We start from the raw sequence: 18827 nt of genomic DNA on the forward strand, positions 1-18827 counted from the left end.
TACATAAAAGATGCCATAAATATTGTTTCAATATAGCAATTTAAGGCATATATCACTTCCCTTAAAATTATATATTTGCATTGTGAAAAATAAAAAAGTTGCACTTATTATTCTTGACGGCTGGGGATACGGTCGGAAAGATACCTCAAACGCCATTAATGTGGCAAACACTCCTTTTTTTGATTCTTGTCTTCAAAAATACCCAAACAGTACTTTAGAAGCTTCTGGTTTAGCCGTAGGTTTACCCGAAGGGCAAATGGGTAACTCAGAAGTTGGCCACATGAACCTTGGTGCTGGGCGTGTAGTTTACCAAGAGTTAGGGCGTATCAACAAGGCAGTAACTGATAAAGAATTTACTTCTAACCAGGCTATCAAAAATGCTTTTGAGTATGCTAAAAAAGAAAATAAGGATGTTCATTTTATCGGATTAGTTTCTGATGGTGGTGTACATTCGCACATCAATCATTTAAAAGGATTATGTGACACAGCGCAAGATTTTGGTTTGGAGAATGTTTTTATTCACGCTTTTTTAGATGGTAGAGATACAGACCCAAATTCTGGCTTAGGTTTTATAACCGAGTTAAATGATCATTTGCAAAGTACATCAGCAAAATTGGCTTCTGCTATTGGTAGGTATTACGCTATGGATAGAGATAACCGTTGGGAACGTGTAAAACTAGCTTATGATTTATTGGTTAAAGCAGAAGGCAAAAAAGTAGATGCCATAACCAATGGTATTCAAGAATCTTACGAAGAAGGTGTTACCGATGAATTTATAAAACCTTTAGTAGTTTGCGATAAAGAGGGTAATCCTACTGCTACTATTAAAGATGGCGATGTGGTCATCTGTTTTAACTTTAGAACAGACCGTGGACGTGAAATAACGCTAGCCTTATCGCAAAAAGCATTTCCAGAGTATGATATGAAGCCTTTGGATTTGTACTATGTTACCATGACTAGCTACGATGAAACTTTCCAAAAAGTTAATGTAGCTTTTGGTAAAGATGATTTGGTGATGACCCTAGGCGAGGTTATAGAACAAGCAGGTAAAAATCAAATCAGAATTGCTGAAACAGAGAAATATCCGCATGTTACTTTCTTTTTTTCTGGTGGCAGAGAGAAAGAGTTTAAAAACGAAAAAAGATTGTTAATTCCTTCTCCTAAAGTAGCTACCTATGATTTACAGCCAGAAATGAGCGCTCATGGAATTACAGAAGCTATCATCCCTGAATTGGTTGCAGAATGGCCAGATTTTATTTGCTTAAACTTTGCTAACCCAGACATGGTTGGGCATACAGGTGTATTTGATGCCGTTGTTAAAGCAGTAGAAACTGTAGACCACTGTACAGAACAAGTTGTTAAAGCTGGTTTAGCACACGGCTATTCTTTCATCATCATTGCAGACCACGGTAATGCAGATTTTATGGTGAATGAAGACGGTTCTGCCAATACAGCTCATAGTACAAACTTAGTCCCTTGTATTTTAATTGATGAGGATTACAAGCAAGTTAAAAATGGTAAACTTGGAGATATAGCGCCAACTATACTAAAAATAATGAATATAAACATCCCAGCCGAAATGACTGGTGATGTATTGGTATAAATGATTAGGATACTATTGATCATATCCGCATTATGCTTAACAGCTTGTTCTTTTTCTGATAAAAAAAAGGAACAGGCTGTTAACTATTACAATCTGCAAAAATATTTTTTTGAAGAAGCAGGTAGATTAAATCAATCAAAACCAAAAGTTGTAAAAACAGTAAAGCACAATAATGTTTCTGAAACACAAAACATAAAAATTGAAGATTGGACTCAAGAACTTGCTCTTTTTATAGAATCAGATATTAATAAAGCTGCATGGAAAAATAGCTATCAAAAAGATAGTACCAGCACCAAAATCTCTTATATAGCTAAAGAAGAAAATTTAAGAACAAGAAAAATTGTTATTCTACTTAACGGTAATAAGCCAACAAAAATTAGCATTACCAACCAAACAAAAAACAACTTATATCATACCAAAGAAGAACTTACTTATATTCCAGATACGCTTTACCAAATAGAGAAATTTCAGGATGTAAAAGTTCTGGGTATAAATAACTATAAAGTTTCAGGTGTAATAAATTAATTTTTTATATTAATAAGTAGTTGTTTAGATTTTTCTATCTGAGAAACAATATCTTTCCTAGCAGCGTTTTCTGATAAAACTTTCTTTAAATCCGTGATAGAAGAGTTAGCAGCAGCAATAGCCACATTTTTATTGTAAATGTCATTTACTTTTTGACTTTTATAGGCACTGTACTCTTGGTACGCTAAGCCTCTATTCTGGTAGAACTTCATGTCGCTAGGCGTAAGCTCAATACCGCTAGAGAAATCTTTAATAGCACCAAGTAAAAGTTCTTCTTTCTCAGGATTTTTATAATCTTTTATTTGGCTACTTAAAAGCATTTTTGCTTTACCTCTATAATAATAAGCAATAGCTTCTGAGGGTTTGTAAGCAACTAATTTATCAAAAGACTCTATAGATTTTTTATAATTTGAAGAATGGTAATAAGCATAACCCAAAAGATAAAGTGCATTCATATTGCTATGATCTTGTTTAACAGCTTGTTCAAAAAAAGTAGCAGCAGTAATAAAGTCGCCACTCATCATGGCTTTTTGCCCAAGGCGCTCAAATGGAGTTTGTGCCACTATGGTAATGGGTAAAATAAGAGCTAAAACTGTTAAAATTTTATATTTCATGGATATAACTATTACCTTTAAAGATTGTAAATTGTGAAAATATAAACGATTTTAAAACTAAAATATTTCTTTTTCTGCAATTAATTAACTGACTATTTTTCAGTTTACAAAGATGGTAATAAATAAAACTGGCCACATGAAGTAATTATTAACCTAAAATTATCATTGGCATAACTGTTGAACTTTTAAATAATTCAAAAATAATAGACAAATAGGTAAATCTAATCTGCCAATTTGGCTTTATTCAAAACATAAGATAATATGAGCAAATTCGATCCGTTCGATTTTAACCAAGCAATGCCACTAATAAATGAAGATACCGAGTTTTTTCCTCTCATGTCTCAAGAAGACGAGGAAGAAATGAATAATGAACAAACACCAGAAATTCTTGCTGTTTTGCCTTTAAGAAACACAGTTTTATTTCCAGGAGTTGTTATTCCTATTACTGTTGGTAGAGATAAATCTATCAAACTGATAAAAGACGCTTATAAAGGCGATAGAGTTATAGGTGTTGTAGCGCAGTTAGATGTAAGTGTAGAAGACCCAAAATTTGACGAGCTTAATAAAGTTGGTACAGTAGCTGTTATTGTTAAAATGCTACAAATGCCTGATGGTAATACCACCGTAATTATACAAGGTAAAAATCGTTTCGAGCTGGTAGAGCAAGTACAATCAGAACCTTATATAAAAGCTACTGTAAAGAAATTTGAGGAGGTAAGACCAAAGGTAGATAAAGAATTTAAAGCGATGGTTTCATCTGTCAAAGAGATGGCCATGCAAATCATTCAATTTTCACCAAATATTCCTTCTGAGGCTGCCATTGCTATTAAAAATATAGAAAGCGTCCCTTTTTTAATCAACTTTATATCTTCTAATATGAATGCCTCTGTTGCAGATAAGCAGAAGATGTTAGAAGTTGCAAATTTAAGAGATAGGGCTCAAATGGTTCTAAGCCATTTAAGTACCGAGTTACAATTATTAGAGCTTAAAAATCGAATCCAAAATAAAGTAAAGGTTGATTTAGATAAACAGCAAAGAGATTATTTCTTAAATCAACAACTCAAAACCATCCAGGAAGAATTAGGTGGTAATTCTCCGGATATGGAAATTGAGGAGCTGAGGAAAAAAGGTAGTAAGAAGCAGTGGTCTAAAGAAACAGCTAATCATTTTAACAAAGAGCTAGATAAATTAGCCAGAATGAATCCGGCTGCGGCCGATTACTCTGTGCAAATTAACTACTTAGAAGTGTTGTTAGATTTACCTTGGCAGCAATTTACTAAAGATAATTTTGACTTAAAACGAGCTCAAAAAATATTAGATAAAGACCATTATGGTTTAGATAAGGTTAAAAAGCGTATCATAGAATATTTGGCTGTATTAAAGCTAAAACATAATATGAAAGCGCCTATTTTATGCTTAGTTGGCCCTCCGGGAGTTGGTAAAACTTCATTAGGGAAATCTGTGGCAAAGGCTTTAGGAAGAAAATATGTAAGAATGGCTTTGGGTGGTGTAAGAGATGAGGCTGAGATAAGAGGACATCGCAAAACTTATATTGGTGCTATGCCGGGGCGTATTATTCAGTCTATTAAAAAGGCAGGAACCTCAAATCCGGTTTTTGTTTTAGATGAGATTGATAAAGTAGGAAATGATTTTAGAGGCGACCCTTCATCGGCTTTATTAGAGGTTTTAGATCCAGAACAAAATAACGCTTTTAATGATCATTTTGTAGAGTTAGATTATGATTTATCTAACGTGATGTTTATCGCAACAGCCAATTCTTTAAGTAACATACAACCTGCTTTGTTAGACAGGATGGAAATTATCGAAGTAAATGGCTATACGATTGAGGAAAAAATAGAAATCGCTAAAAAGCATCTTTTACCAAAACAAAAAGAACAACATGGCTTAAAAGCTAAAGATGTTAATCTAAAATCGTCAGTAATAGAAAAAATTATTGAAGATTATACTCGTGAATCTGGAGTTAGAGGTTTAGAGAAAAAAATAGGTTCGGTAGTACGAGGTGCCGCTACCAAATTAGCCATGGAAGAAACCTATAATGTTAATTTTACCGCTACCGATATAGAAGAAATTCTAGGCCCTCCAATTTTTGATAAAGATTTTTACGAAGGTAACGAAGTTGCTGGTGTGGTAACAGGTTTGGCTTGGACACAAGTAGGCGGTGATATCCTATTTATAGAAGCCAGCCTAAGCCCTGGAAAAGGTAGAATGACTTTAACTGGTAATTTAGGAGATGTGATGAAAGAGTCTGCTACCATTGCCATGGCTTACATGCGAGCACATGCTGCAAGTTTCGGTATAGATTATCGTGTTTTTGACCAATGGGATATTCATATCCATGTTCCTGCTGGGGCAACACCCAAAGATGGTCCTTCTGCCGGTATAACCATGTTAACAGCTTTAACATCAGCATTTACACAAAGAAAAGTTAAAGAACATTTAGCCATGACAGGTGAAATTACCCTACGTGGTAAAGTTTTACCTGTAGGCGGCATTAAAGAAAAGATTTTAGCAGCTAAGCGAGCAAATATTAAGGATATTATCTTATCTAAAGCAAATAAAAAAGATATTTTGGAGATTAAAGAGTCTTATATTAAAGATTTAAACTTCCATTATGTAACCGATATGACGGAAGTTATTAAACTTGCTTTGTTAGATAAGAAGGTGAAAAATGCTTTAGATATTGTTTATAAAGAACCTGTTAAGCAAAACCAAAACTAATTTCAAAACCCGGTTAAGCCGGGTTTTTTGTTTTAGGGTAAAATAAATGACTTCACTCATATTTTATTCTATATTTAAAAGCTATTTTTACTTTATATAAGCTATTTATCAATTATACCATGATCAAGATTCTTGTTACAACCGATTTTTCTGCCAATTCTAAAGCAGCAATTAAATTTGCAATTAAATTTGCTGAGCAATATCCAGAAGTTTCATTAACTTTTTTCCATTCTTATCATATTTTAAAGCCTACTTCTTATAGCGATGCTAAATTTGAAGCTTATGAAAAAGCTCAAAAAGAAAACATTAATAAAAAGTTAGAAAAGTTTGTTAAAGATGTTTACCATACTTCTGGGATAAAACCTACAGAAATACATTGTGTTTGCAGAGAGTCTGTAGTGGCGCATAGCAATATCATGAATTATGCTAAACAAGAAGGCTTTAATTTTATTTCCATTGGTACAAGAGGAGCGGGTAAAATAGAAAAACTATTTGGTACGCATACCTCTTATGTTATCAGCCAATCATCTATTCCGGTAATTGCAGTACCTAAAACCTATCGTTCAAAAAATATAGAAAAGGTTTTATACGCTTCAGATTTGATTCATTTAGATAAAGAGTTAGATCAAGTCATTGATTTTGCTAAGCCTATTGATGCTAAAATAGAAGTTGTGCATTTTGGTTTTCCTTCTGATATAGAGAAGAAAATAAAATTAGCAGAAGAAAAAGTTAAAAACCATGCTGATTACCCGGTAGATTTTCATGTACAGCCCAGCGACTTCATAAAATCTCTAGTTGATAATATAGAAAAAGCAGTAAAGAAAAATAAACCTTCTATATTGGTAATGTTTACCGATCAAAAAGTTTCTTTTTTTAAAAAGATGTTGTTTTCTGGTAATACAGAAGAATTTGCGTTAAACACTAAAGTTCCTTTATTAGTCTTCCCAAAATAAATTGAAGAAAATTTTTGCTTGTTTATGGAGTCTGCTATTTATTAAAACAATAATAGTTCAAGCTCAAGAGACTAATTATAAATACGAATTTGGCTTTAGAAGCGAAAACGATGCTTATTTAGCTATCGGCCAGGATCAGTATTATACCAATGGTTTGTTTTTAAACTTTAGGTCGGCTATAAATCCTGCAAAAACACAAGATACCAGTAAGCTAGTAAAGAAGATATGGGCTTTAAGCATAGCGCATAAAATGTACAATGCAGCATCAGGAAATATTAGAAATATAGCTAGTGTTGATAGGCCATTTGCAGCTTATGCTTATGGTGCAGCTTCTTTAAATTATTACTTTAAGAAGGAAACTATTTTAGGCGTAGAATTACAAGGCGGTATTCTTGGTCCATCAGCTAAAGGAGAGGAGGGGCAGAAATTTTATCATGAGGTTTTTGGTTTTTATGATATTAATGGCTGGCAATTTCAGGTTAAAGATGAAATAGGTGTAAACCTTCTCCTTAATTATCAAAGTCTTTTATATCGTAACCAAAAACGTACTTCAGATTTTAGCTTACCAGTAGAAGCTAGAATAGGTAATACCTTTACAGGTTTGAAAGCGGGGGTGTTGTTTAGAACAGGTACATTAAATCCGCTTTACCATAGCATGGCAACAAATAGTTTTGTATCTACCTACAAAGAAGCTCAAGCTAAAGAAAAAGAGCTGTACTTCTTTTTAAAACCATCTTTAGATGTAGTTATTTATGATGCAACCATTTCTGGAGGTTTATTTAGGGAAGATAAAGGACCGGTAGTTTATGATGTTAAGCCTTTGGTTTTTTCGCAAGAATTGGGTGTGGCTTTTGCACAAAAAAGATGGACCTTCAATTTCTCTTTGATTTTTAAATCAAAGGAATTAAAAAGTTCAGCCAAAGCACATCAATATGGTGTCATAGATTTGTATTATAGGTTTAATTAATGTATGATAGGAGATTCTACTTATAGAAAAGACATTGATGGGTTAAGGGCTATTTCAATAATAGCAGTAATCTTATTCCATCTTAAATTAATAACTAATGGATACTTAGGGGTAGATATTTTTTTTGTAATAAGTGGGTATTTGATAACAAAGCAAATCTATACGCAAACATTAGTAGGTGAATTTTCAATAATAAGCTTCTTTGAAAGAAGAATAAGAAGGATTGTCCCTTTAGTATTATTTACATCTTTTTTAGCGCTTATCTTAGGCATGTTTACTATGTTGCCCGATGATTTGGAAAATCTGAGCCAATCCGTAATTGCTACAAATTTTTTCAGTAATAATATCCTGTTATTATTAACTTCTGAAAACTACTGGAAACTCGTAAATGATTATAAGCCACTAATGCACACGTGGAGTTTAGGTATAGAAGAACAGTTCTACATTATTTATCCACTCATATTTATAATATTTAAAAAAAGTAGTTTAAGAATTTTAAAAGTATCACTCGTTTTTTTAGCATTATCTTCATTTGTTTTATTTATAGTTATAGATAAAAGTGCTTATAAGTTTTTTTTACTACCCTTTAGATATTTTGAATTAGCTGCGGGCGGTATAAGCTATATTTTATTTAGTGAGAAGAGGTTTTCGAGTAATGTGAAATGGGTTTCTCTGTTAGGTTTATTATTTATTGTTTTCTTTGATTTTAAGCTTGTTAATGAAGTTAAAATTTTGATTATTGTTATTAGTTCTTTAGGTATTCTATTTAGTCAAGATGATAGTGGTTTATCTAAATTATTAGAAAACAGAGTCATGGTTTGCATAGGTAAGCTAAGTTTTAGTTTATACATGTGGCATCAAATAGTATTAGCTTTTTATAGATATTTGTATTCTTCAGAAATAGTTATACTTTCTATTATTAGCTTCTTCGTTATTATAATATTTCTCTCTGTTTTTTCTTATAGGTTTATTGAAGTTCCGTTTAGGGATAAAGATAGAATACCAACAAGATATTTTTTTAGTGCTATTATTTTAATGCTATTTGTGTCTACATTTATTTCTTTAGCTATTTACACACGAGCAGGTATTATTAGAGACGTTCCGGAGCTCGATATTAAAAGTACGAGTATTAAAAAGAACTTCAATATCCTCAATGTTAGAGATAATCCGCATATAAACTATAATTCTAGGATTTATAAATTAGATAAAAATTTTAAAACTCAAAAGATTAGAATCTTAATAATTGGAGATAGCTTTGCTCGGGATTGGGCAAACGTTTTATTAGAATCTAGTTATAAAGATAAAATTGAAATTTCTTATATTGTAAAACTTATTACACATCCTGAAGCAAATATTCGAATTAATAATTCTGATGTAATTTTTTTCTCTCCAATTCTTAAAGAGGATTTTGAACCTTTAAGAAAGCAATATCAAATACCACTAAATAAATTATGGATTATAGGGACTAAGAATTTTGGTTCTAATAATGGTGTTTTTTATAACCAAAAGGGTAAACTAAATTATTGCTTCCAAAGAACAAAGGTTGAAACTAAATATGTCGAAGAAAATATGATATTAAAGAAACAGTGGGGTAATAGGTATATAGATTTATTAGGTTCAACAATGGATACTGATGGTTTAATGCCAGTTTTTACTCCCGATTGTAAATTCATAAGTCAAGATGGGATGCACTTTACTGAAAACGGTGCGAAATACTTTGCAAAAGTATTATCTATAAATAAATATATCAGGAAAAAAATTAATCCCAAGTGATATTCCTATTGATTTTCTTAAGCGCTTGTTTCTTTTTGCTCTCTAATCGTTTATGAACAGCTGCTTTGCTAGGTTTAGTGGATTTTCTTGGCTTTTCTTCTATTAAACTTTCTTTAACCAGCTTAAAAAGTTTTTTAATAGCAAGTTCTTTATTTCTGTGTTGACTACGGTCATCATCAACTACAATATGCAATAAACCTTCTTTATCAATTCTGTTTGCTAGCTTTTGTATGATGAGTTGTTTTTGATGTTCATCGCAGGCAGCTGTTTGGTTAATATCCCAAATCAATTCAACTTTAGAAGAAACTTTATTTACATGTTGCCCGCCTTTACCACCACTTCTAGAAGTTTTAAAGGTAAGTTCTTGAATAAGAATCTGAAAATCTGGTTTCTTCGGCATAACTAAATATCTAAATCTCTTTCAAAGGTTTCGCAATTAATTTAATTTAGCAATTATAAATGCAGAATTTTAAAATATTACTGTTCTTTCTCCTTTTTACTAGCGTACAGCTTTTTGCTCAAAACGGGGGTAATGGCGTATTTCAGTTTCTTAATTTGCCTAACTCTTCCAGAACAGCGGCTTTAGGTATGGGCTATCAGGTTGCACCTATGCAAGACATCAGCGTAAGCTTTATAAACCCTTCTTTATTATCAACCAAACAAAAAAATACAGCTTTGTTAAATTATAGCAATTATGTTTCTGATATTAATTTAGGAGCTTTACAATATAATTTTGCAGTTCAAGATATTCCTTTATCGGCTACGCTATTATATATAAACTACGGTAGCTTTAATGAAACTAATATTTCTGGCGAGCAAACAGGTAATACTTTTTCAGGTGGAGATTACCTCTTAAATATAGGGATTGGACATAACTGGAATAAGCAAATTTACTATGGTTTAAATTTTAAGACCATTTATGGTGCTTATGATATTTATAGGTCTTTCGCCTTAGCAGCGGATGCTTCAATAACTTATCAGGATACTGTTAATAATTTTTCGGGAGGTATCATTCTAAAAAATATGGGCTATCAACTAAAGCCTTTTAATAACCAAAGAGAAAATTTACCTTTTGAGATAGCTTTAGCCATATCTCAAAAGCTTAAATATGCACCTTTCAGATATCATATCACTTACAATAATCTGCAACAATTTGATTTAACTTTTCAGGATTTAGAAAATCCTGAAAACCAAATTGATTTAGTTACTGGGGAGCCTATAGCTGTCCAATATTCAAAAGCGCAAAAGTTAATGAGGCATTTTGTTTTTGGTTTAGAATTAATGCTTTCTGATGCTTTTCAGCTTCAGTCGTCTTATAATGTGCGTAGAAATCAAGAGTTAAGTATCAGCAATACAGGTGGTGCGCCGGGGCTTTCATTTGGTTTTGCTTTGCAATTGAAAAGATTAAGCTTTTCTTATGCACACTCCAGATTAAACGTTGCAGGTGGAAATAATTTCTTTACCCTACAACTAAAACCATCAATTTTTAACACTAAAAAATAATGCTAATTCGGGGGCAATTATATAGCTTTGTCTCCCGGGATGAGTAAAAATATAATTGTAGCTATAGATGGCTATTCTTCTTGCGGTAAAAGTACTTTAGCTAAAGCCTTAGCAAAAAAACTCCATTTTATATATGTAGATAGTGGTGCCATGTATAGGGCCGTTACTTTATATTTTCTACGTAACCAGACTGATTTAAGCAATCACGATTTAATTATTGATGCTTTAGAACATATAGATTTAAATTTCCATTCCAGAGATTATCAATCGCACATTCTTTTAAATGGTGAAGAAGTATCTGAAGAAATTAGACAAATGCCTGTTTCTGAAAATGTAAGTAAAATAGCAGCTATAAAAGAGGTAAGGCAAGCTATGGTAAAACAACAACAGAAAATGGCTAGATCTAAAAATATGGTGATGGACGGACGAGATATAGGTACTACTGTATTCCCTCATGCTCAAGTAAAACTATTTATGACAGCCGACCCAAAAATCAGGGCAGAACGTAGGTATAAAGAGCTGTTGTCTAAAGGCGAAAAAGTAGAACTAGAAGAAATATTTGAAAATATAGCTCACAGAGATTACTTAGACACCACACGTGAAGAAAGCCCTTTGGTAAGAGCCGATGACGCCATAATTTTAGATAATACCAATTTGTCAGAAGAGCAACAGTTAGATTTTGCTTTAGAGAAAATTAAGCCTTTTCTTCATTAGTACTGCTTATTTATCAGCCTTCCTTTCATATTGCTGTTCATCAGAAGGGATATTTTGTATAGATTTTACGCCTTCATTTTCTTTAGCCAAAATCTTTCATAGAAACCGCGTTTTTATGCTTGTATTTATCTTTTAAATCAAATTCCGCAGTAATTTCATCTTGACTTTCTTGTTTAATTTGAGTTTCTTTTTTGTTTTTCATAACCTTATATTGAATGATGTAATACTGTACAAGTACTATACCCAAAATGCAAATGCTTAAAAATCAATAAAAAAAGCTTTTTATTTCTTTTTCTGTAAGAATATATTCCTACCTTTGCAGTCCCCAAAGCGGGAAAAAAGGAGACAAATTATTTAATGGCAAAAAAACAAGTAGCAGAAAAGGAGTTAAAAGCAAAAGAAGCAGAACTTCAAGAGACTGTAAAAAGAGAAAAAGAGGTATTTGAATCAGAAGCTGATTCATTATCTATTGAAGACATTAAATCTTCATCACTCGTAGCAGACCCTAACGATTTTGATTGGGATGCAGACGATAAAGTGTTTGGTAACTACAACCAAGCAGACAGAGAAAAAATGGAACAGATGTATGCTGGTACATTCAACTCTGTAGAAAAAGGAGAAATTATTTCTGGTACTGTTGTAACCATCAACAGTAAAGATGTGGTTTTAAACATCGGTTTCAAATCTGATGGTTTAGTTCCTTTAAACGAATTCCGTGATACACCAGATCTTAAAGTTGGTGATTCTGTTGACGTATTTGTTGAGCAAAGAGAAGATGCTAACGGACAGTTAGTTTTATCTCGTAAAAGAGCAAAAACCCAACGTTCATGGGAAATGATTAATGAAGCGTTAGAAAACGATACCATCATCAATGGTTATGTGAAGAGCAGAACTAAAGGTGGTTTAATCGTAGATATAATGGGCGTAGAAGCCTTCTTACCAGGTTCACAAATTGATATTAAACCAATTCGTGATTACGATATTTACGTTGGTAAGACTATGGAATTCAAAGTTGTTAAAATCAACCACGAGTTCAAAAACGTTGTTGTTTCTCACAAAGTTCTTATCGAAGACGATTTGGAAAGCCAAAAAGTTGAGATTGTTTCTAAATTGGAGAAAGGACAAGTTCTTGAAGGAACTGTTAAAAACATTACAGATTTCGGTGTATTCATTGATTTGGGTGGTGTTGACGGTTTACTTCACATTACTGATATCTCTTGGGGTCGTATCGAGCATCCAAAAGAGGTATTATCTTTAGATGAAAAAGTTAACGTTGTTGTTCTTGACTTTGATGACGAGAAAAAACGTATCGCTTTAGGTTTAAAACAATTAACTTCTCACCCTTGGGAATCTTTAAATACTGATTTAGCTATCGGTTCTAAAGTAAAAGGAAAAATCGTAACTGTTGCAGATTACGGTGCATTCTTAGAAATCATCCCTGGAGTAGAAGGTTTAATTCACGTTTCAGAAATGTCTTGGTCTCAAAACTTACGTAACCCGCAAGAGTTTATGAAAGTAGGAGATGAGATTGAAGCAGTAGTTTTAACCTTAGACAGAGATGAGCGTAAAATGTCTTTAGGCATTAAACAATTAACTCCTGATCCTTGGGAAAAAGCGGCAGAAAGATATCCAATCGGAAGCAAGCACAAAGCAGCTGTTAAAAACATGACTAACTTTGGTGTATTTGTTGAAATCGAAGAAGGTATTGATGGTTTAATCCATATTTCTGACTTATCATGGTCTAAAAAAGTTAATCACCCTAATGAGTTCACTAAAGTTGGTGAAGAATTAGACGTGGTAGTTTTAGAGCTTGATGTAGATAACCGTAAATTAAGCTTAGGTCACAAACAATTAGAAGAAAACCCTTGGGATACTTTTGAAACTATCTTCACTTTAGATTCAATCCACGAAGGAACTGTAACTAAAGTAACTGACAAAGGCGCTTTAGTAGCATTACCTTACGGTGTTGAAGGTTTTGTACCAACAAAACACTTAAACAAAGAAGACGGTTCTGTATTGAAAAATGATGAGACTTCAGAGTTCAAAATCATTGAGTTCAATAAAGATTCTAAGAGAATTGTAGTATCTCACGCCCGTATTTGGGAAGAGGTAAAAGCTGAAGCTGTTGCCGAAGAAAGAGCTACTAAGAAAAAAGAAGCAAGCGCAGCAAGCAATGCAGTTAAAAAAGTTAAAGAATCTGTAGAGAAATCTACTTTAGGAGACTTAGACGTATTGGCACAATTGAAAGATAAGATGGAAGGCGATGCCAAAAAAGCTGCTAAAAAGAAAGAAGAAGCTAAGTAGTTAGCAATTCTATCATAAATGAAGCCCCTTTGTGTAAACAGAGGGGCTTTTTTGTTGGTGTACTGATTCGGGCATAAAAACGAAATTTAAAAATTTCACCTCTTTTATCTTATTTTTTCTATTTTTGACCAAACCAAAAGACTGATGCAAAATTTAACCCTTCTTGACGGTCAAAAATTTCAAATTACTTTAAAACGCCTTTGTCATCAGTTAATAGAAAATCATAATGATTTTTCAGATTCTGTTATCATTGGTATACAACCACGCGGACCTTATTTATCCAATAGAATTGCTAGTGAGCTAAAGCAAATCATCCCTAATGCTACTATCAATCATGGTAATTTAGATATTACTTTTTATAGAGATGATTTTAGAAGAAGTGATTCTCCTTTACTACCCAATAGCACACATATAGATTTTATTATTGAAGGAAAGAAAGTGATTTTGGTAGATGATGTTTTATGGACAGGAAGAACCATTAGAGCTGCCATGGATGCCATGTTAGCTTTTGGTAGACCCGCAAAGGTAGAATTACTGGTTTTAGTAGATAGAAGATACTCTAGACAATTACCAGTAGAACCAGATTATATAGGTATACAGGTAGATTCCATATCATCACAAAAAGTGGTTGTAAGTTGGAAAGAAGCAGATGCAGAAGATAAAGTTATTTTGATATCAGACAATAAAAAGTAAAATGCCAGAACAAGCACATAGATTAAGCAGTAAGCATCTTTTAGGAATTAAAGACCTTAATACAAAAGATATTGAACTGATTCTTGAAACTGCGGATACTTTTAAAGATGTCATTAACAGACCGATTAAAAAAGTTCCATCTTTAAGAGACATCACCATAGCAAATATCTTCTTCGAGAATTCTACCAGAACAAAGCTTTCTTTTGAGTTGGCACAAAAAAGGCTATCGGCAGATGTTATTAATTTTGCTGCCTCAAGCTCGTCTGTAAGTAAAGGCGAAACTTTGATTGATACGGTAAACAATATTCTATCCATGAAAGTGGATATGGTAGTCATGAGACACCCTTACGCTGGTGCTGGTGTTTTTTTAAGTAAACATATCAATGCACAAATTGTAAATGCTGGTGACGGAGCGCATGAACACCCAACCCAAGCATTATTAGACGCTTTCTCTATCAAAGAAAAATATGGCGATGTAGCTGGTAAAAAAGTAGTTATTGTTGGCGATATTTTACACTCACGAGTAGCTTTATCTAATATACTATGTTTACAAAAACTAGGAGCAGAAGTTAAAGTTTGCGGTCCTACAACGTTAATCCCCAAATATATCCATACCCTAGGTGTAAAAGTAGAACACAATTTAAGAAAAGCATTAAACTGGTGTGATGTTGCCAACATGTTGAGAATACAACTAGAAAGACAAGATATTAAGTATTTTCCATCATTAAGAGAATACTCTATGATGTATGGACTAAATAAACAAATTTTAGACTCTTTAGACAAAGAAATCACGATTATGCACCCAGGCCCTATCAATAGAGGGGTAGAGATAACCAGCGATGTAGCAGATAGTAAACAGTCTATCATCTTAGACCAAGTAGAAAACGGTGTTGCCGTAAGAATGGCAGTTTTATACTTATTAGCTAGCCAAAAGCAATAAAATCATGGATGCAGAAGAATTAGCTTTTTTAGAAAGTTGGGAAATTAGAAGAAGAAAATGGAGGTGGGGCAGAGTTTTTTTTAATACCATTTTATATATAGCTGTTCCTGTAGTGCTAACTATAGACTTTATTAATTTTTTCATCATCGCTGATACAAATTTTGGTTTCTTTAGTTTAGAACATTTATGGGAGTTTTTAAAAACACTTTTAGTTTTCTCTCTTATTATTGGCTCGTCTTTTGGAGTATTTTATTGGTATTCTAACGAGCTAAAATTCCAAAGACTTACCCGAAAGCAAGAAAAAGAGAATAAAAACATAATTTAAATTAATGTTATTAGTTTTTATATTAAATGTCTGTTAAATTCGTTTCAAACATTTAATAATTAAATTCTGGTGCATTTGTTTAAATACACAAATAACCTTTTAGAATGTTAAATTACTATGCTTAAAAAAATTACTGTATTTACATCATTCCTATTTTTTGGTTTACAAATTCAGGCACAAATTCCACTTCAATATGATTTAAATAATCAGTATAAAAAAGGTTTAGAGTTACTAGAGCAGAAAAAATATGTAGCTGCCTCTTCTATTTTTCAGGAGGTTGAAAAATTACGATACACCACATCTACACAAGTTGATAGCAGATTAAACATCTCTGAAATAAAAATAAATGCTCAATATTATAGAGCTTTATGTGCATTAGAGCTTAAAAATGAAGATGCTGAGGAATTATTTCTAAAATTTATCAGGCAACATCCAGAAAATGCTAAAACAAAACAGGCATATTTTCAGGTTGGTAAATCATACTTTCAACAAGGAAAATATCAAGATGCTTTAAATTGGTTTACTAAAGTAAGCTCAATAGATTTGGTTGGAGATGATGAAACAGAGTATAAATTTAAAACCGCGTACGCATATTTTGAAACTAAAGATTATGCAAATGCCAAACCACTATTTGGTTTAGTAAAAGATCGTCCTTCGGTGTATCAAGAGCAGTCTATTTATTACTACGCTTATATTTCGTATTTGGATAAAGATTATAAAGTTGCTTTAACTAACTTCGAGAAGCTAAAAAATGCTAAAAATTACGAGTCTAGCTATCCATATTATATCTCTGCTATTTATTTCTTAGATAAGCGTTATGATGATGTTTTAGCCTATACCATCCCTATTTTAAACACCACTAAGCAGCAATACGAGACAGAAATGTTCAGGATTGTAGCCGCTTCTTATTTTGCTAAAGAAAATTACAATGAAGCGCTTAAATATTATGAGCGTTTTATGGCAAATGATAAAGGCAAAACTCAAAACAACCAAGACTCTTACCAAATAGGCTATACTTATTATAAGCTTAAGAATTATAATAAATCTATAGATCAATTAATCAAGCTTAATAAAGACTTGAATAATTACAGTCAGTTTGGTTTATATACTTTGGGTGATTCTTATATCCAAACCAATAATAAACAAGGCGCAAGAAATGCCTTTTTAGAGAGCTCAAAACTTAATTTTGATAAACAACTCAAAGAAGATGCTTTGTTAAACTTTGCTAAGCTATCTTACGAATTACAGTTTCATAACATCGCATTAGATGCAACTCAAGAATATATCAAAACCTATCCGCGTTCTGCTAAAATTAACGAGGCTAAAACATTATTAGCAAATGTGTTATTAAGTACCAAAAATTATCGTGATGCGATTGATATCTTAGAAACCATCAACAATAAAAATGAAGATGCACAGGAAGCTTATCAAAAAGTAACTTATTACAGAGGCCTAGAGCATTTTAATGAAAGAGCTTTTGAGAATGCTATTGGGATGTTTTTGAGGTCTAATAATTTCCCTTTAGATAAAGACATACATGCTTTAGCCACTTATTGGTGTGCAGAAGCTATGTACGAAGTGCGTAAATTTGGAGAATCTGTAGAGTATTTTGAGAATTTCTTAAAAATGCCAGCTGCCAGAAAAACAGATTTATTTAATTACGCCAATTATGCCTTAGGGTATGCCGCTTTAGAAGGAGAGAATTATCCCAAAGCAGTAACGCACTATAATAGATTTTTAAATGGAAGCGAGAAAGATAGTAAAACTATTAATGATGCTACATTAAGACTAGCTGATGCTTATTTTGGAGCCAAAAATTACGGCAGTGCATTAACTTATTACAACAGAATTATAGCACTTAATACTAGCAGTAAAGATTATGCTTTATTTCAAAAAGGGATTATTGAAGGCTTACAAAATCAGCCTCAAGCAAAAATTGCAACTCTACAATCTCTGTTAAATCAGTTCCCAAATTCTAACTATGCAGATGATGCAGGTTTTGAAATTCCTTATACTTATTTTTTAATAGGCGAGGGCGAAAAAGCTAAAGCAGATTTAACCGTCTTTATTGCTAAATATCCTAGAAGCGCTTATGTTTCCAGAGCACTTATTACTATTGGTTTGGTGCAGTATGATCAAAAGAACGATAATGAAGCTTTAGCCACTTTTAAAAAGGTAGTTAGCGATTATAAATCAACTGATGAGGCTCAACAAGCTATCAAATTAATAGAAAGAATTTATGTTGATATGGGTAATGCATCAGCATTTATAGATTACGCCAATTCAACCTCTATAGGGAATTATACTTTAGCAGAGCAAGATAATATCATGTTCCAGGCAGCAAATAACATGTATTTAAGAGGAGATTGGGCGGGTGCAGTAGAATCCGTAAATGCTTATTTTGATAAGTTTCCTAAAGCCATCAAGGATAAACATGCAAAATTCATCAGGGCAGAGAGCTATAAAAACCTAGGTAAATTTGCTCCAGCTATTATTGATTATGAATATATCCTTAACGATTGGACGAGCGAGTTTACAGAAAAAGCCTTAATCAGTATTTCTAATATCTACTTAAAAAATAAGCAGTATAATGAGGCTATTGTACACCTTAAAAAGTTAGAAATTGCCTCAGAATATAAATCAACCTATCAGTTTGCCATCAATAATTTAATGGTAGCTTATGAAGGCTTAGCCGTTCCGGATCAAACTTTGAAGTATGCTCAAATCATAAAAGAGTACGAAAAATCATCAGAACAGGATAAAAATCTAGCTACTTTATATGCTGGTAAAGCTTATTTGCTTACCGCAGATACAACAACGGCTGTTAAAGAGCTAAATATCTTATCCAAAAATGCTAAAACCATTCAAGCAGCAGAAGCAAAATATCTCTTGGCAAATATTCAATATCTGAAAAGGGATTATAAAGAATCTCAAAAAACATTATTTGATTTAATCAATAATCTTCCAAACTATGATTATTGGGTGGCTAAGAGCTTTATTCTTTTAGCCGATAATTATGTGGCTTTAAAAGACACTTTTCAAGCTAAAAGTACCTTGCAAAGTATCATAGAAAACTATGAGGGAGATGATGACATCCTGCCAACAGCTAAAGAAAAACTTCAAGCTATAACCAGTAAATAAAGAATTTATTTTATCAGCATCTCTATAATAAGA

15 protein-coding genes are annotated in these 18827 nt (G+C 32.6%); 13 read left to right on the top strand and 2 right to left on the bottom strand.

The window, feature by feature from the left end:
• Positions 1–82 precede the first annotated feature (82 nt).
• A complete protein-coding gene (gene gpmI / locus B2745_RS06930; RefSeq protein ID WP_304064642.1) occupies positions 83–1603 on the top strand; it encodes a 2,3-bisphosphoglycerate-independent phosphoglycerate mutase in 1521 nt (506 codons plus the stop codon).
• Positions 1604–2128, top strand: a complete 525-nt coding sequence (locus B2745_RS06935; protein WP_304064645.1) for a hypothetical protein — start codon at positions 1604–1606, stop codon at positions 2126–2128.
• Here the strand turns inward: B2745_RS06935 and B2745_RS06940 are convergent.
• Positions 2125–2742, bottom strand: a complete 618-nt coding sequence (locus B2745_RS06940; protein WP_304064647.1) for a tetratricopeptide repeat protein — start codon at positions 2740–2742, stop codon at positions 2125–2127. The two genes, B2745_RS06935 and B2745_RS06940, sit on opposite strands and share 4 nt — an antisense overlap.
• 261 nt (positions 2743–3003) lie before the next feature.
• On the opposite strand from B2745_RS06940, the gene lon reads away from it, so the two are divergent.
• The 4 genes from lon (at position 3004) to B2745_RS06960 (ending at position 9174) form a co-directional block, all read left to right on the top strand.
• On the top strand, positions 3004–5481 hold the full coding sequence (gene lon / locus B2745_RS06945; RefSeq protein ID WP_304064648.1) for an endopeptidase La: 2478 nt from the start codon (positions 3004–3006) through the stop codon (positions 5479–5481).
• Between the two features lie 119 nt (positions 5482–5600).
• Entirely contained in the window at positions 5601–6434 is an 834-nt protein-coding gene (locus B2745_RS06950; RefSeq protein WP_304064650.1) for a universal stress protein, read from the top strand.
• 1 nt (position 6435) lies between these two features.
• The gene (locus B2745_RS06955; RefSeq protein WP_304064653.1) at positions 6436–7401 is read left to right on the top strand and encodes a lipid A deacylase LpxR family protein; all 966 of its coding nucleotides are present in this window, start codon (positions 6436–6438) and stop codon (positions 7399–7401) included.
• Between the two features lie 3 nt (positions 7402–7404).
• The gene (locus B2745_RS06960; protein WP_304064656.1) at positions 7405–9174 is read left to right on the top strand and encodes an acyltransferase family protein; all 1770 of its coding nucleotides are present in this window, start codon (positions 7405–7407) and stop codon (positions 9172–9174) included.
• On the opposite strand, the gene arfB is transcribed toward B2745_RS06960, so the two are convergent.
• On the bottom strand, positions 9161–9574 hold the full coding sequence (gene arfB, locus B2745_RS06965; RefSeq protein WP_304064659.1) for an alternative ribosome rescue aminoacyl-tRNA hydrolase ArfB: 414 nt from the start codon (positions 9572–9574) through the stop codon (positions 9161–9163). The genes B2745_RS06960 and arfB overlap by 14 nt on opposite strands.
• A gap of 59 nt (positions 9575–9633) precedes the next feature.
• Here arfB and porQ point away from each other — a divergent pair, with 59 nt between their 5' ends.
• The 7 genes from porQ (at position 9634) to B2745_RS07000 (ending at position 18794) form a co-directional block, all read left to right on the top strand.
• Positions 9634–10677 carry a type IX secretion system protein PorQ gene (porQ, locus tag B2745_RS06970; RefSeq protein WP_304064661.1) on the top strand — a complete coding sequence of 348 codons (1044 nt, stop codon included), beginning with the start codon at positions 9634–9636 and terminating at the stop codon, positions 10675–10677.
• Between the two features lie 39 nt (positions 10678–10716).
• Complete coding sequence (gene cmk / locus B2745_RS06975) at positions 10717–11391, top strand: (d)CMP kinase (protein ID WP_304064664.1); 675 nt, start codon at positions 10717–10719, stop codon at positions 11389–11391.
• A 357-nt stretch (positions 11392–11748) separates the two neighbouring features.
• A complete protein-coding gene (gene rpsA, locus B2745_RS06980; RefSeq protein ID WP_026902603.1) occupies positions 11749–13695 on the top strand; it encodes a 30S ribosomal protein S1 in 1947 nt (648 codons plus the stop codon).
• Between the two features lie 144 nt (positions 13696–13839).
• Positions 13840–14388 (top strand): bifunctional pyr operon transcriptional regulator/uracil phosphoribosyltransferase PyrR, encoded by a 549-nt coding sequence (gene pyrR / locus B2745_RS06985; RefSeq protein ID WP_026902601.1) that lies wholly within the window; start codon positions 13840–13842, stop codon positions 14386–14388.
• Between the two features lies 1 nt (position 14389).
• Positions 14390–15328, top strand: a complete 939-nt coding sequence (locus B2745_RS06990) for an aspartate carbamoyltransferase catalytic subunit (RefSeq protein ID WP_304064666.1) — start codon at positions 14390–14392, stop codon at positions 15326–15328.
• A 4-nt stretch (positions 15329–15332) separates the two neighbouring features.
• Positions 15333–15653, top strand: a complete 321-nt coding sequence (locus B2745_RS06995; RefSeq protein ID WP_026902599.1) for a hypothetical protein — start codon at positions 15333–15335, stop codon at positions 15651–15653.
• A 117-nt stretch (positions 15654–15770) separates the two neighbouring features.
• Entirely contained in the window at positions 15771–18794 is a 3024-nt protein-coding gene (locus B2745_RS07000) for a tetratricopeptide repeat protein (RefSeq protein ID WP_304064669.1), read from the top strand.
• Positions 18795–18827: the final 33 nt, after the last annotated feature.

Source organism: Pedobacter glucosidilyticus (assembly GCF_002483235.1).
Classification (GTDB): Bacteria; Bacteroidota; Bacteroidia; order Sphingobacteriales; family Sphingobacteriaceae; genus Pseudopedobacter; species Pseudopedobacter glucosidilyticum_B.